The following is a 16457-nucleotide window of genomic DNA, read 5'->3' as shown; positions in this document are numbered from 1 at the left end:
TACATAAGCTCATTTATAAAAGAAATAATTTTGTAGTTGAATATAACGGAGTAGAAAATGGCAGTACCTAAGAAGAAGACAAGTGTTTCAAGAAAAGGCCTAAGAAGAGCTGGACAAACACACAAGCTTTACGCGAACAATGTAGTTGTAGCTGATTCAACAACTGGTGAACTTACTAAGAAGGGATGTATCTCTCCTTCAGGTTACTGGAAAGGTAAGCAGATCTTCACTACTAAAGCGGATAGAGAAGAAACAACAGAAGAATAAGATAATTCATTATTTTTCATATAAGAAAGGCCCACTCTTTGAGTGGGCTTTTTGTGTTTTATATCTTTCTAAAGCTAATAAAAATCAGTTTGACCCATCAAACTCTTCTCTTGTATAAAGATAGAAAATATTTAGAGAGAGAACACACATGAATAAAATTTTAATCATTCTAATGATGACAGTTTATGCATCAGCAATGTCACCACTAGATAAGTCACTTGCAACCCTAATTGAAAAGCATCAACTGACATCACTTCCAGAGTCAAAATTACAAAACCAGAATGAGGTTATCCTAGGTTCGAGGCTTTTTGCTGAACTTCAATTAAGTGGAAATAACGACATTACTTGTATGCACTGTCACCATCCAATGCTTGGCACAGGTGATGATCTTCCTTTCTCAATTGGAACAGGTGGAAAAGGCCTAGGAACAGGACGTGTTCAAGATGGTAAGGGTAAAATTATTAAGCGCCACGCACCTACTCTTATAAATCTTGGTTACGATGATATTGTTGATATGTTCTGGGATGGAAGAGTACACTACGATAAATCAAAACAAGAGTTTATGTCTCCAAGTACTGAGCTTAATGCAAGAAAGGACCTATGGAGTAAGTTTAGCGGCTCTCTTGCTGTTCAAGTTATCTTTCCACTACTCTCGCCTGAAGAAATGCTTGGTGAAAATAATGAAATTGCATCACTTGAAGGTGACTTAAAAAAATGGAATGGACTTGTTAAACGACTTTTAAATGGTAAGAAAAATGCCATGTATCAAAACCTCTTTAAGCGCGCCTACCCTCAAGATTATAAAAAGGGAAAAATAGATATCACTCATGTGGCAAATTCTCTTGCAGCTTTTATTACAAGAAACTTCAATGTTGTGAATACACCATATGACCAATATCTTGATGGAGACTTAAATGCCATGAATGATAGCGAGAAGCGCGGATTAAAGGTATTCCTCGATAAAGGAGCATGTATCAATTGCCATAGTGGTCGTCATTTAACAGATTGGGATTATAAATCGATTGGACTACCTGAAATTGGACCGATTGATGCTCAAGCTTCTCTAAACGATAAGGGAAGATATGAAGTAACAGGGGCCAAGGCCGATCAATATAACTTTAGGACACCTCCTCTTAGAAATATTCATCTTTCAGCTCCGTACATGCACAATGGGGTTTACTCAACATTAGAAGAAGTTGTTGATCATTATAATCACACTCGACGAGCTATCAGAAACTACGATGTTTCCGAAACAATTCAGGCCCTTTATGAAGAAAAAATCGTAAAAGATGAAAGTTTTGTTAACAATAAACTTAGATTTCAGTTAATAAGTGATGATGATATTAGACGTCCACTGAATCTGACTGAAAACGAGAAGGCTGACCTCGTTCAATTCCTCAGAACAGGGTTGGCAACAAAGCGTCTCAGAGGGCTATCTGAAGACTTATCAAGTAAACAAACTAAATAATATGAACGAAAGGCCACATCAGTGGCCTTTTTTTGTAAAACCTATACAAAAACACTGCGCATCAATTCATAACGCCCCTTCCCTTCCCCATCATTGCTATACTACCTAAAATAGGGCCAATTTTTATAACCAAGGTTAGGAATTTTAAATGAATACAAAAGTTAAAATTAAAGGAACAGGGATCTACGTTCCTAAAGAAGTTAGAACAAATGTCGACCTCGAAAGCATGGTTGAAACTAGTGATGAATGGATCTTTGAAAGAACAGGTATTCGCCAAAGACATATCTGCTCTACTGAAGGTGGAGAATGGCCAAGTGATATGGCCTATCATGCAACAATGGATGCATTAAAAACAGCTGGAATGGAACCAAATGATATCGACATGATTGTCTTTGCTTCTGTTACACCTGATTACAAACTTCCAAATACAGCATGTATTCTTCAACAAAAACTAGGCATTACTAATAAGTGTGCGGCAATCGATATTGCAGCAGCTTGCTCTGGATTTGTTTACGGAATCAATATGGTCACAGGACTGATAAAAATGGGTGCAATTAAAAATGCACTAATCGTAGGTTCTGAAATGTTATCACGAGAAGTTAACTGGGAAGATCGTAACACTTGTATTCTTTTTGGAGATGGTTGTGGTGTTGCTATTATTGGGGCCAATGAAGATGGTGATGATTCAGATATCCTATCACTTGAGCTTGGTGCCGACGGTTCAGGAAAAGAATTCTTCGACCAACCAGTTGGAGGAGCAATTGATCCAATCACAGCTGAGCACTTAGAAAATAGAACTCACTATATGCAAATGAAAGGAAAAGAAATGTTCCGTGTTGCCACTAGAACACTTGCAGATAATGCAAAGAAAGTTTTAGAAAAAGCAGGAAAGGATCTTGAAGAAGTCGATTGGCTAATTCCTCATCAAGCGAATGTGAGAATTATTGAAACAACAGGAAAACTTTTAGGAATCAATCCTGAAAAAGTTATTATCAATATTGATAAGTATGCCAATACATCTGCGGCCACAGTACCGATTGCAATGCACGAAGCAATTACAGACGGTCGAATTAAGCGCGGACAATTATTATTACTAGATGCATTTGGTGCCGGATTAACAAGCGGTGCTACATTACTAAAATACTAATTAAAAGGTTTATTGATATGAAGAAAGTAGTATTAATCTTCCCTGGTCAGGGATCACAATATGTTGGAATGGGAAAAAGTCTTGAAGGACACCCTTCTTTCGAATTACTAGAAAAAGCAAATAAGACTCTTGGTTATGATCTTTCAAAAATTATGCTTGAAGGTCCTGCTGAAGAGTTAACACTAACTCAAAATACACAGCCAGCAATTCTTACTTATTCAATTGGCCTTTATCAAAAAGCCAAAGAAATTTTAGACGAAGCAGGAATTGAAGTATCATGTGTTCTTGGCCACTCAGTTGGTGAATACCCTGCGCTTGTCGCTGCCGGTACTTTAAGTTTTGAAGACGCACTAAAGTCTGTGCACAATCGTGGAAAATATATGCAAGAAGCCGTTCCAGCAGGAATGGGTAAAATGTATGCTGTCATGAGAGTGCCAGCAGAAATTGTAGAAAAGGCATGTAAAGAAGTTTCATCAGAAGGTAATGAAGTTATGCCAGCAAACTTCAATGAACCTGGTCAAATAGTTATCTCAGGACATGCTGATGCATGTGATAAGGCCGTTGCTTGGATTTCTGAAAACTTTTCTGATCCACATAAGACTGTTGAACTTAAAGTAAGTGCTCCCTTCCATTCAAGCCTGATGAAGCCAGCTCGAGAGAATATGGCAGCATTTTTTAATGACGTAACTTTTAATAAAACGACAATTCCTTATATTGCCAACATCGATGCCAAAAAGTATCAAATTGGTACAGACGGTGACATCGTAAAAGAGAACCTCATTAAGCAAATTGATGGTTCTGTACTATGGACTCAAAGTTTCCAGAGCCTTGATGACGATACTCTTTGTATTGAAGTTGGGCCAGGAAGAGTGCTAATGGGACTTGCTAGAAAGATTAACCGCAATATAAAAGTCATCTCACTTGATAAAGACGGTGCATTTGACGAGCTAAAAGAAGCTTTAAACTCATAGGAGCATATATGATTGCAACTTATAATGACCTTAAAAATAAGAAAGTTCTAATCACTGGTGCTAGCCGTGGTATCGGTTTAGAGATTGCAAAATCTCTTGCAACTCAAGGTGCTCACGTTGTCTTCAATTATCGTGAGGGTAAAGAAGAGGTCGCAAAAGAAGTAGAAGCAAAACTAAAAGAGCTTGGTGCTTCAAATGTAACAGGACTCATGTTTGATCTAAATAACGAAGAACAAATGAAGACTGCAGTAAACGACTTCACAAAAGAATATGGCCCACTTGAGGGGTTAGTAAATAATGCCGGAGTATCAAAAGACAGCCTTATCCTTAGAACGAGAAAAGCAGATCTGGATGCAATTATTGATACAAACCTAAAGGGTGCAATCATGTTAACAAGTATTTGTTCTCGTGGTTTCCTAAAGGCCGAGAATGTATCAATTGTTAATATCAGCTCAATTGTTGGCTTAATGGGTAATATTTCACAAACAGCTTACTCTGCTTCTAAAGCGGGACTAATTGGAGCAACAAAGTCAGTAGCGAAAGAATTAGCTAGCCGCAACATTCGCTGTAACGCAATCTGTCCAGGTTTTATTGAAACTGATATGACTGATTCTCTCGAAGAAAAGGCTAAAGAAGCCTATATTGCTTCAATTCCAACTTCACGCTTTGGGTCAACTGAAGATGTATCAAACCTTGTTTGTTTTCTTCTTAGCCAAGCGTCAGGATATATTACTGGTGAAGTAATTAAAATTGACGGTGGACTTTATATCTAGAAAAATATTAATATACTAAAATTAAAAATTTAACATAACTAATAGAGAGAGATTGAGTTTAAAGCTTAATATTTAATTAGGAGACAAATATGGAACAAAAAGTAATTCAACTAGTAGCGGATCAAACAAAAATCGATATCGCAAAAATCAACGCTTCAACATCATTCGTAGATGATCTAAACCTTGACTCATTAGACATCGTAGAACTTATGATGAAAATGGAAGATGAATTTGATATTCAAATTCCAGAAGAAGATGCAGAAGGTCTTAAGTCTGTTCAAGACGTTGTTAAGTACCTTGAGTCTAAGCAATAATCTAATTTAAATTTTAGATAAAAAGAAAGCCTGCAATTTGCAGGCTTTTTTTATTCTACAATCTTACATGACTTTATTTCATATGTTTTATAGTCGTAATCTATTTTAACTTTTCTATCATTCTTAGTTGATTCTTGAATACACTTTAATTCTTTTTCATTTGCCTTATAAAAAGTTGCACTCTCAATAAAGGAAACAAGAGTTTTTCCATCTTTATTAATAATCTTTGAGACAGTGTACTTTGCACTACTAATACTTGAGGCAAAAACAGAGCTACATAATATTGAAAGAATTAAAAATACCTTGTGCATTATTGTAACCTATTTCCTAAATCAGCTAAAAGAGCTCTCGCGGCAGTAACCCTTTGCTCTTTTGTAAGTCTTGTCTTGTCCTGAGGATGAAATGTACTTCGATCAGAAATCGTAAATGTATTTCGACCAACTGAGACAGCATCTAAACTTGGTGGGAAGCCAACTTGATCGAGGTTCTTTTCATTTACACCCATAAGCCTTAACCACTCATCTGGCTCAACTGGACCATTTGCAACGGCAGGATCAATAATCATTTTTTGTACATGGCCTCGCCCATTATTAACATATACTACTGGAGCAACATGGTAAGACCATGGATGAGGTGAAGATTTTGATTTCAAATATCCAGAGGTCCATGCCTTATCAGCAATGACTCCTTCTTCTTCCATCATATTAACCATAAGTTCAGCTCTGGCATAACAACCATCTGCTGTATAACGCCAAGTTAGCTCTTTCATTTTCTTTGCTTTCTCAAAGAGCTCTCCTGCTTTTTTCCAAGAGATAACACCACTTGATCGAGGAACAAATTCTTGCGACTCTTTATAACTTTCGGCCGTGTAATATGAATCACCATCACGACAGCTATTTTTTGGAAGAAATTTCTTATTAATATACTGACTATTGATAGTACCGTTAACAACTTCAACAAGATGAACAAAGTCTAGGTTTGCTCTTTCATTATTAGTTTGTACACCAAGGCTGATAATATCGTCTTTAATGTTCTGAGAACAATGTGGAATGATTGTCTTGAGATAATCACTAAAGCGGGCATCTTGAAAACTAAAATAGGCCGTTGGATTACTTTGTAAATTTTGAGGTGCCTTTCTTGCAGCTGTTAAACGAGAAGTTTTATAGTCGTCATTTAATTCTAGAACTGCACCATTCATTGTTCTTGCTATAGTTATTTGAGAATCACTCTTGGTAAACTTTGCATTACCTCGTGAGTCACGAGTGTAGTTAATTGGCATGAAGATATTTCGAGAAGGATCAAAAATAAAGAAATGATTGTCTCCACACTTTTTAATAGGACACTTTGTACTCATCTCACAATGAATATTTCCATCTTTTTTAGTGTTAACCCATAATAAGTTTGAAGCCTGAGCAACAACTGATTTTAGCTTATTTAAGCTATCATCTAAGTCACTATCAAAATCTTCAAGGTCTTCTAAAATATTACTATTTTCTTTTTTAGCAATTTCTATTGCTTGTTCGATTGATTTTTTTCTTTCTGCAATTTCTTGTAACTTTGTAATAGGTGTTGTGAATTCTGAGGTTGCTCTCTCCTCATTAATCTTATCACTTAAACTGTTGTAGTATGTCGGAACACCATTTTCAACGATCTGCTTAACAGCAAATGTTTTTGAAGTCCCACCTTCAGTAACAAGACCTAAAAGATGTCCCCTGCTATTGATTTGAACAATCGCTCTTTTTCCACCGTTTTCACAAACGACAACGGGTACCTTTGAAGGAGCTTTACAATTATCAAAGCTGAGATCATCAGAGAAGACAACTGATGTTGCATGTGAATAAATAGAAAAAATTGACAAAACCAATAGGATAATATTTTTAGTCATAGAGGCATTATCGGGGTAATTACCTAAAAATATTAACTTATTAAGAATTAAATTCGTTATTTCTTATAACTTATTGAAATATCGTTTAAATTTAAACAGAACCCATTGAATTCTGTAAAATTTAAGAGCCTCAAAGACTTGTCAAATGGCCTTCAAAATTATCAAATACTAGGAAAAAATAAGGATATGTATATGACGACAAATAGAAATCGCCGTGTAGTTATAACAGGACTAGGAACAATCTGTGGCCTAGGTAAAAACACAAAAGAAGTATGGAATGGGATTGTTGAAGGAAAGTCAGGAATCTCAGAAGTTGAAAGTTGGCCAGTACCAGATCTTGCAATCAAGATTGCTGGAGAGGTAAAGGACTTCGAACTTTCAGAAGATATAATGGAAGCAAGAGAGGCCAAGAAATATGACCGCTTTATACACTTTGCTCTTCATGCAACAGATGAGGCCTTAAAAGACTCTGGAGTTAATCTTGAAGAGTTTGATAAGTATAAAGTAGGTGCAATCCTTGGTGTAGGAATTGGTGGCTTCCCTATTACAGAACAAACAGCAAGAGCTTTTGTTGAAAAAGGGCCACGACGTATTTCTCCTTTCTTCATTCCAGCTATCATTCCAAATATGGCATCAGGTGTATTAAGTATTAAGCATGGATTTATGGGTGTTAACTACACTGTTTCATCTGCTTGCGCATCTTCATGCCACGCTATTTCAAATGCTGTTGAAGAAATTAGATCTGGCCGTCATGACCTAATGATTACAGGTGGAACTGAAGCAGTAATCTGTAACCTAGGTATGGGTGGTTTCATTAATATGAAGGCATTCTCAAAAAGAGTTGATGAGCCAACAAAAGCATCAAGACCATTTGATATTGATCGTGATGGATTCGTTATGGGAGAAGGTGCTGGGATTCTAGTACTTGAAGATTATGAAAGTGCTGTAAAGCGTGGAGCAACGATTTACGCTGAAGTAGCAGGACATGGAGCAACTTCAGATGCTCACCATATTACAGCTCCTCATCCTGAGGGTGATGGTGCTTATGGTTGTATGAAAAAAGCAATCGAAGACGCAGGAATTTCTCCAGAAGATATCGAATATGTTAATGCACACGGAACTTCGACTCCTCTGGGAGACGTTGCTGAAACTGGTGCTATTAAGCGTGTTCTTGGTGAAGAGCATGCCAAAAAAATCAATGTATCTTCAACAAAGTCAATGACTGGTCACCTTCTTGGTGCAGCTGGTGGTATTGAAACAGTCTTTACAGCGCTTGCGCTACACACTGGAACGATTCCTCCAACTATTAATATCGACAATCAGGACCCGAAGTGCGATCTTAATTACACGGCAAATAAGGCCGTTAAAAAAGATATTAAATATGCGCTTAACAATTCTTTTGGATTCGGTTCGACAAATTCGTCACTCGTATTAAAGAAAGTTTAAAGTCAAAAAGGATTAAGATGTTTCATAAAGACGCCATTAACCTAGAAAAAATGGATGAGGAAATTTTCTCATTAACTAATAAAGAATTAGCAAGACAAGAAGAAGGTCTTGAACTTATTGCTTCTGAAAATTATACATCAAAAGCAGTTATGCAGGCCCAAGGCTCAGTTCTTACAAATAAGTACGCTGAAGGTCTTCCAAAGAAACGCTACTACGGTGGTTGTGAAGTTGTTGATACAGTAGAACAAATTGCAATTGATCGCCTATGTAAAGTCTTTGGTTGTAAATTTGCCAACGTTCAACCACACTCAGGATCAGGTGCTAATATGGCAGCCTACTTTTCTATCATCTCACCTGGTGACAGAATCTTAGGGATGAACCTATCTGAAGGTGGTCACTTAACACATGGTTCACCGGTTAATTTTTCTGGAAAGTATTTTGATGTAAAATTTTACGGACTTAATCCAGAAACTGAAATGATTGACTATGAAGATGTAAGACGTGCAGCTCAAGAACATAAGCCAAATGTAATTGTAGCTGGTGCAAGTGCTTATCCTCGTACAATTGATTTTGCAAAATTTAGAGAAATTACTGATGAAGTTGGTGCTTATCTATTAGTTGATATGGCCCATATTGCAGGTCTTGTTGCCGCAGGTCTTCACCCTTCACCATTTCCACACGCTCATATAGTCACATCGACAACACATAAGACGTTAAGAGGTCCACGTGGTGGAATCATTCTTACAAACGATGAAGAGCTAGCAAAGAAAATTAACTTTAATGTCTTCCCAGGAATTCAAGGTGGCCCACTAGAGCATGTTATTGCAGCAAAAGCAGTATCTTTCAAAGAAGCACTTGATCCACAATACAAAGAGTATCAAAAACAAGTTATTACAAATGCACAGGCCCTTGCTAAACAACTAACAGATCTTGGTATGGAATTAGTTTCAGGTGGAACAGATAACCACCTTGTTCTTATGAAAACAGATCCAGCAGGAGTAACTGGTAAAGTGGCAGAAAAGGCCCTTGAGCAAGCAGGTATTACTTGTAATAAGAATATGATTCCAGGTGATACAAGATCACCATTTGTTACTTCAGGTATTCGTCTTGGAACTCCAGCTCTTACAACGAGAGGAATGAAAGAGGACGAAATGAAGAAGATAGGAACTTGGATTGTTGAGGCCCTTAAGAATGCAGAGAATGAAAGTGTTCTTGCAGATATAAAAGGACAGGTCCAAGCTCTTTGCAAAGAATTTCCAGTATACTAATTTCAATACATTAGGGAGCTTTTCAGCTCCCTTTTTCATCTCCTAAATTTATTGTCTTAGCTATCCGATAAGTCTTTCAGTGAGGAAAGATTGATGAGGATTAACATTTCGAAATTACTACTATATTTATCAGCAAGCTCTCTGTTGAGCTCATGTGCTAGTGTCGATCAAATTGAGATGGCCTATGATAATTATCGTAACTCTGTTAGCCGCTACATCGCTTCAGTAAAAGGACAATACCATCCTTCTGAATTTGAGATTAATAAAGATAATCTCTATAAGCTACAAGAAGAAATCGAATTGAATTTAGTTTGGAGAAAGAATTTTGCTAATGCAAAAAAGAAAGAAGATCAAAACTCCTTGAAGTTTATTTCTCCCTACTTTAATCAAAACCAAAAGATTACTGCTAATCTAAATCGCTTTTTGAAGAATATTAACTGGGTAACAGACCCTACAACTCGCTTTGAAATACGCACTGATAAAATTTCATCGATAGAACAACGAAAAGAAATATATTTCGTAGGAAATCGAAAGCTTAAAAGAAAAGAAAGAGATGTCGATTTTGCTATAATCAATCCTTATGATGAAATTGGACAAGATACATTTAAGGCCATAAAAGTCGGTCTCATTGCTAATATTGCGATTTATGAAAATCATCTTTTACTTAAAAGAAAAATTGCAGAGGCAATAAAAATTGAATCCGACCCAACACTTCAAAAAGAGCTTGAACTATATCATGAGAAGTTAGAAGAGAAGTTAAAGAACTCTCCTTCACATATGAAATTAGCAAATCTCTTATCGATGTATCGAGATATCACGATCTTTGAGAAGGCAAAAACAAAATCAAAACTTTCTTACTATATTGACCCTTTAATTGAAGAGACTCTAGTTTATAGTAATGTTCACAAAGAGCTTCACAAGAAAAAGAGATGGAATCAAGAAACTAAAGTGATCCACGACATAGTTGCAAAGATGGCAACGACAGTAGACAAGCGCTTTGCTGTTTACTTTAAGAAGTCTATCAAGTTTGAAAACCCAACTTATGGTGAAGTGACAAAAATTGGTAAGAATGAAAAAGCACATCTACTCTATCAACTAAAACCTATGGATATTATCTTTATTCATAATGAAAATAATTTCAACAATGCTGTTGTTGAAAAGTTTTGGGATAATGTAGGAATCTGGATTGGAAGCTGGGACGATATTGTAAAATTAGGACTTTCCACTCATCCTCTGATCAAAGAGCATCAAGAAAAAATTCAAACGAAAGAGTTAAACTTCCTAGTCTCAACCAGACAAGGGGTTAAACTTAAAAATATGAGCTCGATATTAAATCAAGACGATATTGCTATTGTTAGAAAACGAAGACTTAGCTACGAAGAAACAGTTAAAGGCCTAACTCTTGCCTTTAGCAATCTTGGAAAACCTTATGATTACTCAATGAATCCACAAGATAAAGAGAAAGTATCTTTTGCGCAGCTCGTCTTTGACAGCTTTCCTCAAGTGAATTGGGATAAGTCACATATGTATAAACAAGAAGCAGTTTCTCCGTATAAGATTACACAGCGCACCGGTGAAGAAAAAGACTTCTTCACAGTTCTACTATATCGAAATGGTAAAGAAGTTCTAGAAGACCTTGAGGAAAATTTTCGAACCATTTCCTCTCAAAACTAAAATGGGAATATGCAATGCATCTCAATTATGATAGAAATAATTATGTATTGCCCAAATTGCCAAACACCAAACACTAAAGTTATCGATTCGCGTCATCTTTCGGATGGACTTGCTGTTCGCCGTAGACGTTCGTGCCCAAAGTGTGATTTTCGCTACACGACTTATGAGAAGCTTCAGCTTCAAGTTCCGGCCATTGTTAAAAATGACAAAAGACGTGAGCCATATAATCGTGAAAAGATCTCAAAAGGTATCAATAAGGCATGTCAAAAAAGACCTTTAACAACAGCACAAATTAACCGATTAATTGATGATGTTGAAATGACTTTATCTCAAAAGAATAATACTGAAGTTGTGGCCAAGGTTGTTGGTGAAGTTGTGATGGAAAAATTATACGAATTAGACCCTGTTGCCTATGTTCGTTATGCTTCTTTTTATTGGAACTTTAATGACATTGATGGCTTCATTGAAAGTTTACAAAAAAGTATTGGGCAATTTACAAATATAAAAGAAAAGATTTTTATCAATAAGGATATACTAAGTGAAAAACCAAGCATTCAATAATAAATCAGCTGCTAGAAGCTTTGCATTTAAATTCATCTACAAACTCTTTCTTAAAGATTTCAAAAATGATTTAAGTGACTACCAATCTGACCTTGAGAAATTAAAAGTTGATATTGAAGAGTTTGAAGAGTCATATATTAAAGAAGATGATGAACACAGTGATAATGAATTAAATCCAAGTGTTCAAAATTATGGAAATAAGCTTATCACAGGTGTTATCAAAAACTTTGAAAGCATTAAGTCCACAGCTTCGGAGTGTATTCTAAAAAGAAGTTTTGACTCTGTTGATGCTATTGAAAGAGCTATTATCTGCCTTGGTATTTATGAGATTAAATTTGAAGAAACACCAAATAATGTAGCAATCAATGAATATGTAAATCTTGTAAAGAGTTACGGGAAAGAAGACTCTAAGAACTTTGTAAATGGTCTTTTAGACAGAGTGAGTAAGTCTTAACGATATGTCAGTAAAAGAAGAGATCTTCACATTAGTAAACGAAAGAGTAGGAGCAGTGATTTGTCTATATGACCAGTCATCTTCTAACTCTATCGATGTGATTGAGGCAATTAACCATCTGGTTGACGGAACTCTAGAAGAACGAATTCTAAAAAAGAAGAATCAAGACTTAATAAAAGAAGATTATTCTCATTTCTTCTTTTCAAAAAACTTTGGACAGCAACTTAATATCATTTTTAGTCAGATACCAAAGACTCCAACTAAGAATGAAATCAACCAATTTATCTCTATTCTTGATAAGCAATACGATATAGAAAATGAATGTGAAGTTGTAATTATAAAGCCCACTGGAAATTCATTTAAATTTCACCACCCAAGCCTTCAAATTCACCACTTTGAATATTAGCGAATAACCACTTTTGCTTGAGCAAATTTAGACCAGAATCTTTTCTTTTCTTTAAGACTAGTTGTAGGAGCTCGGCGTCCTGTAATCTTTTCTAACGTATCAGATATTTCAGAATGAATATCAGAATACTTCGGTTTTTGAATCATCGATAAAAGTGGACCTTGGGCCTTTTCAAACTTTAGATCTCCAATTGTATTAATAATTTCTTTTACAATATGGGCCCTTTTAGATGACTTTAATTTTTCATTAATATGATAATTTCTCTTATCATAAAGCATTGCCCAAATATTTGGAGCAAGCCCTGTAAGATTAAGCTTCTTTACGTTTTCAAGTGCTTGGTAACGAACAATTAGAGAATTATCTTTTAAAGACTTTTTATAAATATCAGTATATTCAGTTTGTCCTAAAGCGAGTAGAGATTTTAAAGCGGCCATTCGCATTACCCAATTTGGGTGCATTGTGAATTTTGAAATAAATGGTGCCGACTTCTTCCCCATAATTCTTCCAAGTAAGAATGTTGCCATCCAACGATTCTTATCTGGGTACTTATCACTTTTCATGACATTTATAAGGGCCGCAACAGACTTTCCTTTAAGCTTTAAGACTTGTTTCTTAAGCTTATCCATATCTGCTGTTTTCATATTATATTTGAATTGTCTTTCTAGCTTTTGAGTTAGAACAGAACGCTGTGCCTTTTGGTTAACTGCGGCAGTAGTATTTAAACTTGCAAGTATCGTTACAATTAAAAGTAGTTTCTTCAAAAGACATCCTTGTCTGCAAAAAAATTTGCTCTAAATATTATCCTAACATTTTTTCAAATTCGCTTAGTAACTCTTCAGCTGATTTCTGTTCACCTGCTCCATCATCCTTAGCTTCTTCAGGTGCAGCTTCAGCAGCAGGGGCCGCGGCTTCTTCAATAGGTGCCGGCGCTTCTTCAGCAACTGGTTCTGGTGCTGGCTCTGGTGCAGCTTCTGCAATTGGCTCCTCAGGAGTCGGCTGTGGCTGCTCAGGCGCTGGAACTTCTTCAGGTTCTGGAGGAGTCGTAGGCTCTTCTTCAGGAACTGGAACTTCAGCAGGCTCAGGAGTAACATCAATCTCAGGCTCTTCGGCCGGAGTTGGATCGATTTCAGGTTCAGGCTGAGCAGGAGTTGGATCCCCACCAGCTTGAGCAAGTTGAGCTTTTAATTGTTCGTTCTCTTGCTTGAACTTTCTTAGATCGGCAAGATCACCTTCAATCATTTCATATTCTTTAAGACGAGACTGTAGTTCGTCTCTTTCATCTTTAAGAGCATCAATTTCTTCATTAGAGGCAGCCGCAGAATCACCAGCAGCTTTAAGCGCTGCAATTTGTGCCTTAAGGTCTGCGATCTCTGTATTTAACTTTGTGATAATAGCAGCTGACTCTGAATCATCACTACTACCTGCTGCACTTAATTGTGCTTCAAGATCTTTTATAAGAGATTCTTTATTTGCAACTTGCCCTTTTAAGGCAGCTATTTCGGCATTCTTACTTGCAAGCTGGGCCCCATCAACATTACCAGTAGGTAAACTTCCACCTGGAACAACAGATGGTATCCCCTCTCCGGCCTCAAGCCCTCCACCTCTAAATAGAGATGACTTTAACGCATTTGAATTTTGAATTACTGAATCGAGATAGCTCTTTAATACATTTGCTGGAATTTGATGTTGTAATTCCTGCATACGTTTTCTTGTGTAAAACCAGTAAACGACAATGACACAAATTAACAATATAAGAACTGAGAACAAAATATAGAAGACGTTATCACTAACGTACATCATTTCTCTCGATAATCTTGTAATAGTACCAGTCACTTCTTTATTCCTTTTAAATTAGATAAACCTTTGATTATTTTAACATAATCAGCATTATTTAAAAGATATGAAAATAGAGCAATTATGAACCCATTATTTCCATTTATAAGGTGAGTTTTTTAGTCAGAAACCATTTCACTAAGTTTCTTATAAAGAGGATTTCTGCCAACTATGATTGTCTTAGAAAAAATATTATGATCATGACCATTATACTCAGTTATTTTTGCCCCAGCTTCTAAACAAATGATCTTTCCTGCGGCCACATCCCAAGGAGCAAGCCCCTTCTCCCAAAAACCATCAAAGATTCCTTGGGCCACATAACATAAGTCGATGGCCGCCGAGCCCAATCTTCTCACAGCGGAGATACTTGTCATGACTTTTTTAAACTTACGGAATTCATCATTGAACGGCTTGCCTTTTTCAGTAGCAAAGCCTGTTGCTAATAAGAAACCTTTTGAACGAGATTTATTTTGCTTGAGTCTCTTCTTATCTTTTCCCTTAATAAAGTATGAACCGTTGCCTTTAGTTGCACAATAAGTCTCTTTGCGTTCAGGGATATAGATAACTCCAACAACCGGTTGAAGTTTATATGTTAAGGAGAGGCTAATACAATAATGCTCAAGTCCATGAACAAAATTATTCGTACCATCCAAAGGATCAATAACCCACATATAATCATGGTCTTGATATTCTTTTAAATATTTATAATTGCCTTGATACTTCTTATAAAAGTCTTCTTCGGCCAAAACAGGAATCTCTGGATTTAACTTTTTAAGCTTTTTAATTATATACTCTTCAGAAGCATGGTCTGCTGCAGAGACTGCCCCTTGAGCTTCTTTAATATCAATTTTTAAATTAGCTAAATCTTTTTGATAAGGAGAAAGAATCTTACCTGCTCCCTTTGCTATTGAAATAAGCTGCGCTTCATAAGCTAATAAATCTTTCTTAGTAATCTTCTTCATCCTGTCTCTTCTTTATAACTGCTTCAAGGTCAGAGTCTGAAAGAGGCTCATGTGAAGCCACTGTATAATTCTCAGTTAGCCACATCCCTAAATCAACCATCTTACATTTTTCACTACAAAATGGTCTAAATTCACTTTCATAATAATTAAACTCTTGTGAGCATTCAGGACACTTAACATTCAACTTCTTTGTCACCAAATTTCTCCGTAAAATTCTTTGATCATATCTTTTATCTTACTATCTTCATTATATGCTACTTCACCTATACTTGAAATATGCCTTATGCCATTAAATGAACTCGTCGCAAAACAGCTATCAAATTCATGTAGTTCAGCAGCATGTACTCGCATTTCTTTAAATTCATGGCCTGTTTCACTTAGCATAAATCTTACGCGATCAAGAGTAATTCCATCTAAGACTCCATATTCTGCTGTTGGAGTTATATAAGTATCCCCTTTTTTCAGAATTAGGTTTGACGTGGGAAGCTCCAATAAATACGAATCGTGATCTAGTAAGAGAACATCATCATAACCATTAAAAATGGCCTCTTTTCTTATTTTAAACTGATATTGATAATCGCTACGTTTTAAATAGTCGGGAAAATTTCGATCAGGATAATAACAGTGAGTTGTTAACTTTAAAGGTGTAGTCACCTGTTCTTTTTCTAAGGCCCATATCCAAAACTGAATATCACCAGATAACTCACGATAGAAAGTTATTCTCAAATAAGCATGATCAATGTGGACAAATTCATCTAATATTTGGGCCGTCGCTAATTGTGCTTCATCAATAAGCCCTTTATCAAATTGCTTAGGCCAACAAAACTCGAAGCACTTTTCAAGTCGAGCTCGATGTTGATCCCAAAATATGGCCTTACCTGAGCGAACAAGGGCCGTGGTAAAGAATGAATTCCCCCATAAGTTCCCCTCATTAATAAATGCATCTCTTGCCGATAAACCTTTTCTCGAAAAATAGATTACTTCCTGTGCCATAACTTTCCTTATTGTTATAAAACATGATATCTAAA

Annotated in this window: 19 protein-coding genes; 12 read left to right on the top strand and 7 right to left on the bottom strand. The window is 36.2% G+C overall.

The features are described from left to right. Positions 1 to 57 precede the first annotated feature (57 nt). The 6 genes from rpmF (at position 58) to acpP (ending at position 4940) form a co-directional block, all read left to right on the top strand. Positions 58 to 267 carry a 50S ribosomal protein L32 gene (rpmF, locus tag BALOs_RS02420; protein WP_115361832.1) on the top strand — a complete coding sequence of 70 codons (210 nt, stop codon included), beginning with the start codon at positions 58 to 60 and terminating at the stop codon, positions 265 to 267. Between the two features lie 148 nt (positions 268 to 415). Beyond that, entirely contained in the window at positions 416 to 1735 is a 1320-nt protein-coding gene (locus BALOs_RS02415) for a cytochrome-c peroxidase (protein ID WP_120404176.1), read from the top strand. Between the two features lie 148 nt (positions 1736 to 1883). Beyond that, positions 1884 to 2882, top strand: a complete 999-nt coding sequence (locus BALOs_RS02410) for a beta-ketoacyl-ACP synthase III (RefSeq protein WP_115361836.1) — start codon at positions 1884 to 1886, stop codon at positions 2880 to 2882. Positions 2883 to 2899: 17 nt separating this feature from the next. Then, positions 2900 to 3853 carry an ACP S-malonyltransferase gene (fabD, locus tag BALOs_RS02405; protein WP_115361838.1) on the top strand — a complete coding sequence of 318 codons (954 nt, stop codon included), beginning with the start codon at positions 2900 to 2902 and terminating at the stop codon, positions 3851 to 3853. Positions 3854 to 3861: 8 nt separating this feature from the next. Next, a complete protein-coding gene (gene fabG / locus BALOs_RS02400; RefSeq protein WP_162929500.1) occupies positions 3862 to 4626 on the top strand; it encodes a 3-oxoacyl-ACP reductase FabG in 765 nt (254 codons plus the stop codon). An 89-nt stretch (positions 4627 to 4715) separates the two neighbouring features. Next, positions 4716 to 4940, top strand: coding sequence for an acyl carrier protein (gene acpP, locus BALOs_RS02395; protein ID WP_115361840.1), 225 nt, complete (start codon positions 4716 to 4718; stop codon positions 4938 to 4940). A gap of 50 nt (positions 4941 to 4990) precedes the next feature. On the opposite strand, the gene BALOs_RS02390 is transcribed toward acpP, so the two are convergent. Together BALOs_RS02390 and BALOs_RS02385 are read right to left on the bottom strand one after the other, a co-directional pair. Further along, positions 4991 to 5251 (bottom strand): hypothetical protein, encoded by a 261-nt coding sequence (locus BALOs_RS02390; protein WP_115361842.1) that lies wholly within the window; start codon positions 5249 to 5251, stop codon positions 4991 to 4993. After that, positions 5251 to 6825 carry a protein-glutamine glutaminase family protein gene (locus tag BALOs_RS02385; RefSeq protein ID WP_120404175.1) on the bottom strand — a complete coding sequence of 525 codons (1575 nt, stop codon included), beginning with the start codon at positions 6823 to 6825 and terminating at the stop codon, positions 5251 to 5253. Before BALOs_RS02385 ends, BALOs_RS02390 begins: the two co-directional genes overlap by 1 nt. 192 nt (positions 6826 to 7017) lie before the next feature. On the opposite strand from BALOs_RS02385, the gene fabF reads away from it, so the two are divergent. The 6 genes from fabF to BALOs_RS02355 all read left to right on the top strand — a co-directional run bounded on the left by fabF (position 7018) and on the right by BALOs_RS02355 (position 12634). Continuing rightward, entirely contained in the window at positions 7018 to 8271 is a 1254-nt protein-coding gene (fabF, locus tag BALOs_RS02380) for a beta-ketoacyl-ACP synthase II (protein WP_115361846.1), read from the top strand. Positions 8272 to 8288: 17 nt separating this feature from the next. Then, positions 8289 to 9539 carry a serine hydroxymethyltransferase gene (glyA, locus tag BALOs_RS02375; protein WP_162929499.1) on the top strand — a complete coding sequence of 417 codons (1251 nt, stop codon included), beginning with the start codon at positions 8289 to 8291 and terminating at the stop codon, positions 9537 to 9539. Positions 9540 to 9632: 93 nt separating this feature from the next. Further along, positions 9633 to 11213: a YiiX/YebB-like N1pC/P60 family cysteine hydrolase gene (locus tag BALOs_RS02370; RefSeq protein ID WP_115361848.1), complete on the top strand. Its 1581-nt coding sequence runs from the start codon at positions 9633 to 9635 to the stop codon at positions 11211 to 11213. Between the two features lie 9 nt (positions 11214 to 11222). Further along, positions 11223 to 11774 (top strand): transcriptional regulator NrdR, encoded by a 552-nt coding sequence (gene nrdR / locus BALOs_RS02365; RefSeq protein WP_233500255.1) that lies wholly within the window; start codon positions 11223 to 11225, stop codon positions 11772 to 11774. Then, positions 11752 to 12228, top strand: a complete 477-nt coding sequence (nusB, locus tag BALOs_RS02360) for a transcription antitermination factor NusB (RefSeq protein WP_115361852.1) — start codon at positions 11752 to 11754, stop codon at positions 12226 to 12228. The genes nrdR and nusB overlap by 23 nt, the downstream gene beginning before the upstream one ends. Positions 12229 to 12232: 4 nt before the next feature. Further along, positions 12233 to 12634, top strand: coding sequence for a hypothetical protein (locus BALOs_RS02355; protein ID WP_115361854.1), 402 nt, complete (start codon positions 12233 to 12235; stop codon positions 12632 to 12634). Here BALOs_RS02355 and BALOs_RS02350 read toward each other — a convergent pair. The 5 genes from BALOs_RS02350 to BALOs_RS02330 form a co-directional block, all read right to left on the bottom strand. Further along, entirely contained in the window at positions 12631 to 13395 is a 765-nt protein-coding gene (locus BALOs_RS02350) for a HEAT repeat domain-containing protein (protein ID WP_115361856.1), read from the bottom strand. The two genes, BALOs_RS02355 and BALOs_RS02350, sit on opposite strands and share 4 nt — an antisense overlap. Positions 13396 to 13432: 37 nt before the next feature. Then, entirely contained in the window at positions 13433 to 14467 is a 1035-nt protein-coding gene (locus BALOs_RS02345) for a hypothetical protein (protein ID WP_133296934.1), read from the bottom strand. 119 nt (positions 14468 to 14586) lie between these two features. Next, positions 14587 to 15429 (bottom strand): inositol monophosphatase family protein, encoded by an 843-nt coding sequence (locus BALOs_RS02340; RefSeq protein WP_115361860.1) that lies wholly within the window; start codon positions 15427 to 15429, stop codon positions 14587 to 14589. Then, complete coding sequence (locus tag BALOs_RS02335; RefSeq protein WP_199506641.1) at positions 15413 to 15625, bottom strand: DNA gyrase inhibitor YacG; 213 nt, start codon at positions 15623 to 15625, stop codon at positions 15413 to 15415. Before BALOs_RS02335 ends, BALOs_RS02340 begins: the two co-directional genes overlap by 17 nt. Next, positions 15622 to 16422: an aminotransferase class IV gene (locus tag BALOs_RS02330; protein WP_115361862.1), complete on the bottom strand. Its 801-nt coding sequence runs from the start codon at positions 16420 to 16422 to the stop codon at positions 15622 to 15624. Before BALOs_RS02330 ends, BALOs_RS02335 begins: the two co-directional genes overlap by 4 nt. Between the last annotated feature and the right edge of the window lie 35 nt (positions 16423 to 16457).

It is taken from the genome of Halobacteriovorax sp. BALOs_7, assembly GCF_003612895.1.
Taxonomy (GTDB): Bacteria; Bdellovibrionota; Bacteriovoracia; order Bacteriovoracales; family Bacteriovoracaceae; genus Halobacteriovorax_A; species Halobacteriovorax_A vibrionivorans.
This window is presented reverse-complemented; position numbering and strand designations above follow the sequence as displayed.